Origin of the sequence: Sphingobium sp., from assembly GCF_035511395.1 — a bacterium.
Classification (GTDB): domain Bacteria; phylum Pseudomonadota; class Alphaproteobacteria; order Sphingomonadales; family Sphingomonadaceae; genus Sphingobium.
In genome coordinates, this window is the sequence record NZ_DATKFP010000014.1 from 1 (window position 1) to 4074 (window position 4074).

The following is a 4074-nucleotide window of genomic DNA, read 5'->3' on the forward strand; positions in this document are numbered from 1 at the left end:
GCGACTACCGGGCCGGGGAGGCGAGCCGCGTAGGCCTGCAGGCTGTCCTCGCCAGCGGCCGGGTGAGCATCGAGCGTGTCGGCAGAGATGATTACGGTCGGACGCTTGCCCACATCTACGTCGACGATCGCGACGCCGGCGCCTATTTGGTCGAACGAGGGCTGGCGCGCCCTTGGCGTTGAAGGCCGGGCACGTCGCGTCGATCGCACGGCGCGGCCCGCTTCCGCAGGCGAACTGAAACCGTTCGCCCTCCTGCGAAGTCTTCACCATGGAGCATCACCACAATAGGAGAAGATCATGTCAGGCGGCGGAGAATACGAGCCGCAGGATTCCCGGAAGGTCACCGGGACGGCGGGCGATCCGAAAAAGTCTTGGCGCGAGCAGGAAAACGCCAGGGATGGCAGGGGCGAATATGAGCCCCGGGATCAGCGAAATGTCACGGGGCAACCGTCCGAAGAGAGCGACCGCTGGGAGAAAGACGAAGCCGAGCCGCCGCTGGCAAATGGCGAGCCTGCAAAGGGCACGAGGTCGCCAGACGTGGTACCGCCGAAGCCACACTCATAGCAGCACGGCACCTGGATCGGACGCCGATCGCGAGCGGCCCGTCCCACACCCTGCACAGCGCGAAAGCCTCCTCGGGCGTCCCGTCGGTCCATCGCGACCAGTCTTCGCGCCTTAGGATGGTTGGCATTCGATCATGCACGTCGGCCATCTGCTCGCAGCCATCGACCATGACCATCGAATAGGCCTCGCCCCATTCCGCGGTCGGCCGCCAGACGCCGGCGACTGCGAAGAGATCCTGCCCCGGCAGCGAGTACCAGGTTCGGGTCATGCTGCCCTTGGCGCCCTCGGCTTCCGCCCAGGCGGTGACGGGGATCAGGCAGCGGCGCTTCACGAAGCTGTCGCGCCAAAAGCCGGTGCCCAGCTTGTCCTCGCGCGTGTTGTTGACCGGCTTGGGCTTCAAGGGCGCGCCGGTCTTCTTGCTCTTGAGGACCAGCGGGAAGCCCCAAGTCATGGCGCGGACGCCATCGCCCTCCGCAACGAGGCCGGGGTAGCCGGGGTAGACCTCTGCGGCAAAATTTGCGCCGAGTTGCGATGAACGGCCGAACCAGTTCGCCACCTCGGCTGTTGCCTTGTTCATGCGATATAGGTTGCACATGGCGCCGATGATGGGCGCCCAGTGCATGAAGTCAATGAGGAGAGCAGATGATGGTCACCGTCGAAGTCCTGCGCGCAACCACTGAAGATGACGTGGCTCAGGCGCTCATTGATGTGGGCGCGGCGCTGCCGGTGGCCGAGGTCGCCACGCTGTCGATCGTCATGGGTCGCCTGCGCGGGCGGGTGGTGGATATGGTCGATCTGGATATCGCCTTCCACCGGTCTGCATTGAAATTCCCGATCAATACGCTTGCCGGGCTTGTGGAAGCAGTGAACTGCTATCTCGACTACGAGCAATCGCGTACTACGACCGGCGGTGCCTAGTAGCCCAGACCGCGCTGGACGGCGCGATCTGAACTAGCGCTTTCCCGTCGCCACGGTCGTCCACCGGTTGACGCAGATGTTCATATCTCGGCTGCGGCAATATGGGTCCATGCGATGCTCACCCGGCGGCGTCGTGATGCACTTCCAGAATTGCTCGACCTGCCACGCTTCCGCGACGCCGTTGTGGGCCAGCCATGCCAGCGCCAGCCTCACGGCCGGGTTGGGGTCGATAGGCGCAGGCTCGGCATTCTCGCGCGCTGCATCAAGAATCTCGATCGCAAACCGGTTCATGCGACCTGGAGAGGGTGGGGGAATCGCCATTGCCGTTCCATACCGATTGCGGAACGAAAGTGGAACAGATAGGATGAAGCATCACATCAACCCGGAGTGATTCTCGATGCCACCCTTCTCAGGATTGAGCCCCAGCGACCTGCGTGTGAACGTCAACGAGGCGCCGACCGAGGCGCTGCCTTTCGGCCGCTGGGTACTGCAACAGATCGATCGCGGCGGTTTCATTGGTGATCTGGCGAAAGCGGCAAAGGCCGATCGCGCGTTTCCCAAGGACGGGGATCCGGTGGCGGTTCGCAAGCGCCTGAGCGCCCAGGGGGCAGACCCCGACATGCACGACGCCCTGGACGATGCCGAACTGGATTGGGCCGCCCTGTGAGCACAGCAGGTCCGGAGCGCGAAGTAGCAGACTGGATTTATGCCGGAGATCTCACTCGTCACCTCGGCCGCGCCGCCGCGTGCATGGTCGTGAACGAAGCCACACGGGTTGCTCGTAACGGCGATCGGATCGGTACGACCTACTGGAAGGCAATCCTCGAAAAGGTCGATGCCCTTCTCCACGCCCAGCTCGATACGTCGCGCCACTAGGGCGGCGTCTGAACATATCTGCCATCGGAATGCGACAAAATGACTGACCGAGAACTAGCTGATCATGCCGAGCGGCTTCACGGCCTGGCGGCAGCGCGCACCGGAACCCGCGACGATCTGATCCAGCTGCGCGACATCATGCCCCGCGTGATCGAGCGCTTCCGAGCCCAGCTCGAGATTACCGACGACATTGTGACCCTGCCGAAAATCAGGGTCGAACGCTTTCCGCAGCTCGCCGTAAATCTGGCGAGCACCCCATAGGCGCATAGACGCCCCGAGCGTTTCCCCAACGCATCCTGAGCCGCTGCGCACCCGCGTGGCGGCTTTTTCTTTGGGCTTGCGATGTGCTAAGGCAGTCGGGCCGGAACGAGGGTGCAACCTCGAACCAGCCCTAACCAATAGCGAAAAGGACTCGCCATGGCTAAGAGCCCAATTCCGACGCCGGAAGAGCTGCGTCAACTCCTCGATTACGATCCTTTGACCGGAAAGCTCTTCTGGCGGGAGCGATCATTGGCGCTTTTCGAAGCGCGCGGCGTCAAGCATCCTCATCGAGCGCAAATTACCTGGAACCGCCGGCTAGCAGGTAAAGAAGCCTTCACGGGACTAGATGGGGGTGGCTATCGGCAGGGAACGATTTTCGGCAGGTACTTCAAAGCGAGCCGGGTGATCTGGGCAATTTTCCATGGCGTATGGCCCAGCGAAGAGGTCGGGTACGTTGACGGCGACCGCACTAACACGCGCATCAGCAATCTTCGCGATGTCCCTCATAGCGTCATCCAAAAGAATAGCCGCCTCAACAAGACCAACAGCAGCGGTGTCTCAGGTGTGAGTTGGAACCGCGTCCACGAGAAGTGGCAGGCCAGCATCGGATGTAACGGGAAGCCCAAGGCGCTTGGAGTTTTCGTCAAGCTGGAAGACGCGATCGCCGCGAGAAGACTGGCAGAAAAGGAACTTGGCTATGCCGCTGCGCACGGCATGCGGAGACCGGAAAATAACAAGTTCGTTCCGAAGTCGCAGCGATAGTCTGACACTATAAACTGCAATTAATGTCTAGAATGGGGTGTCAGACAAAAATCGCGGTTCCTATGCGCTTATCTTATTGATTATCACTAGGTAGGACCCGCGATTTATTCATGGACGCGCGCGATTTAGTATTGCAACCATCCCCAAGTTCTGCGCTTATGTCCCTGCGCCGCCGGTCGTTTCACCGGCATGAACACGGGAAACAGAACATGCGCCCAATTCTCCTTCTCCCCATCATCGCCGCGGCTCTCCTCGGCACTTCGGCCCTACAGGCTACCCTCACCAAGTGGGGCCCGACCGAGCCCAGCTATCAGCTGGTCATGCAGTACCGCACCGATGCCTATGTGCTCGACAGCGGCCTGACCAAGGACGACTGCGATGATGCGCTGCCGTTCGGGGACAACATCAAGCACGTGCATTTCTCGTGCGTGGTGGGGGGCTGAGCCATGAACGCTATCGCACTCCCCACCACCGTTGCCGATATCATCGATGAGTACGCCGCCAAGAACGCGGCCGTCGAGCAGGCCATTGCCGAGTTCGAGCAGGCCTATGATCGCCTTGGCATGTCCGCCACCGTGCAGGGCGTCTATGTCGAGAGCGTGGGCGGCTCGAAGCCGTACCTTCACGCGTCGAGCCTGCGCGGCAACCTGCTCAAGTCGGCATGGCGTGCGGTATACAACCGCCTGCAGATCG

General features: G+C 61.7%; 10 protein-coding genes. 8 read left to right on the forward strand and 2 right to left on the reverse strand.

Annotation, left to right across the window (positions count from 1 at the left end; genetic code table 11):
• Positions 1-182: thermonuclease family protein (locus VMR39_RS00635; protein ID WP_325413342.1), on the forward strand; the 182-nt coding region annotated here is incomplete at its 5' end.
• 254 nt (positions 183-436) lie between these two features.
• Here VMR39_RS00635 and VMR39_RS00640 read toward each other — a convergent pair.
• On the reverse strand, positions 437-1159 hold the full coding sequence (locus VMR39_RS00640) for an SOS response-associated peptidase (protein ID WP_325413360.1): 723 nt from the start codon (positions 1157-1159) through the stop codon (positions 437-439).
• 47 nt (positions 1160-1206) lie between these two features.
• Here VMR39_RS00640 and VMR39_RS00645 point away from each other — a divergent pair, with 47 nt between their 5' ends.
• The gene (locus tag VMR39_RS00645) at positions 1207-1482 is read left to right on the forward strand and encodes a hypothetical protein (protein WP_325413344.1); all 276 of its coding nucleotides are present in this window, start codon (positions 1207-1209) and stop codon (positions 1480-1482) included.
• A gap of 33 nt (positions 1483-1515) precedes the next feature.
• Here the strand turns inward: VMR39_RS00645 and VMR39_RS00650 are convergent, their stop codons facing one another.
• Positions 1516-1803 (reverse strand): hypothetical protein, encoded by a 288-nt coding sequence (locus tag VMR39_RS00650; protein ID WP_325413346.1) that lies wholly within the window; start codon positions 1801-1803, stop codon positions 1516-1518.
• A 76-nt stretch (positions 1804-1879) separates the two neighbouring features.
• On the opposite strand from VMR39_RS00650, the gene VMR39_RS00655 reads away from it, so the two are divergent.
• The 6 genes from VMR39_RS00655 to VMR39_RS00680 all read left to right on the forward strand — a co-directional run.
• Positions 1880-2149, forward strand: a complete 270-nt coding sequence (locus VMR39_RS00655) for a hypothetical protein (RefSeq protein ID WP_325413349.1) — start codon at positions 1880-1882, stop codon at positions 2147-2149.
• Entirely contained in the window at positions 2146-2358 is a 213-nt protein-coding gene (locus VMR39_RS00660; RefSeq protein ID WP_325413350.1) for a hypothetical protein, read from the forward strand. The genes VMR39_RS00655 and VMR39_RS00660 overlap by 4 nt, the downstream gene beginning before the upstream one ends.
• A 39-nt stretch (positions 2359-2397) precedes the next feature.
• The gene (locus tag VMR39_RS00665) at positions 2398-2619 is read left to right on the forward strand and encodes a hypothetical protein (RefSeq protein WP_325413352.1); all 222 of its coding nucleotides are present in this window, start codon (positions 2398-2400) and stop codon (positions 2617-2619) included.
• Between the two features lie 156 nt (positions 2620-2775).
• Entirely contained in the window at positions 2776-3381 is a 606-nt protein-coding gene (locus VMR39_RS00670; RefSeq protein ID WP_325413354.1) for an HNH endonuclease, read from the forward strand.
• Between the two features lie 209 nt (positions 3382-3590).
• Positions 3591-3824, forward strand: a complete 234-nt coding sequence (locus VMR39_RS00675) for a hypothetical protein (protein WP_325413356.1) — start codon at positions 3591-3593, stop codon at positions 3822-3824.
• Positions 3825-3827: 3 nt separating this feature from the next.
• The coding region (locus VMR39_RS00680) for a hypothetical protein (protein WP_325413358.1) at positions 3828-4074 on the forward strand (247 nt) is incomplete at its 3' end.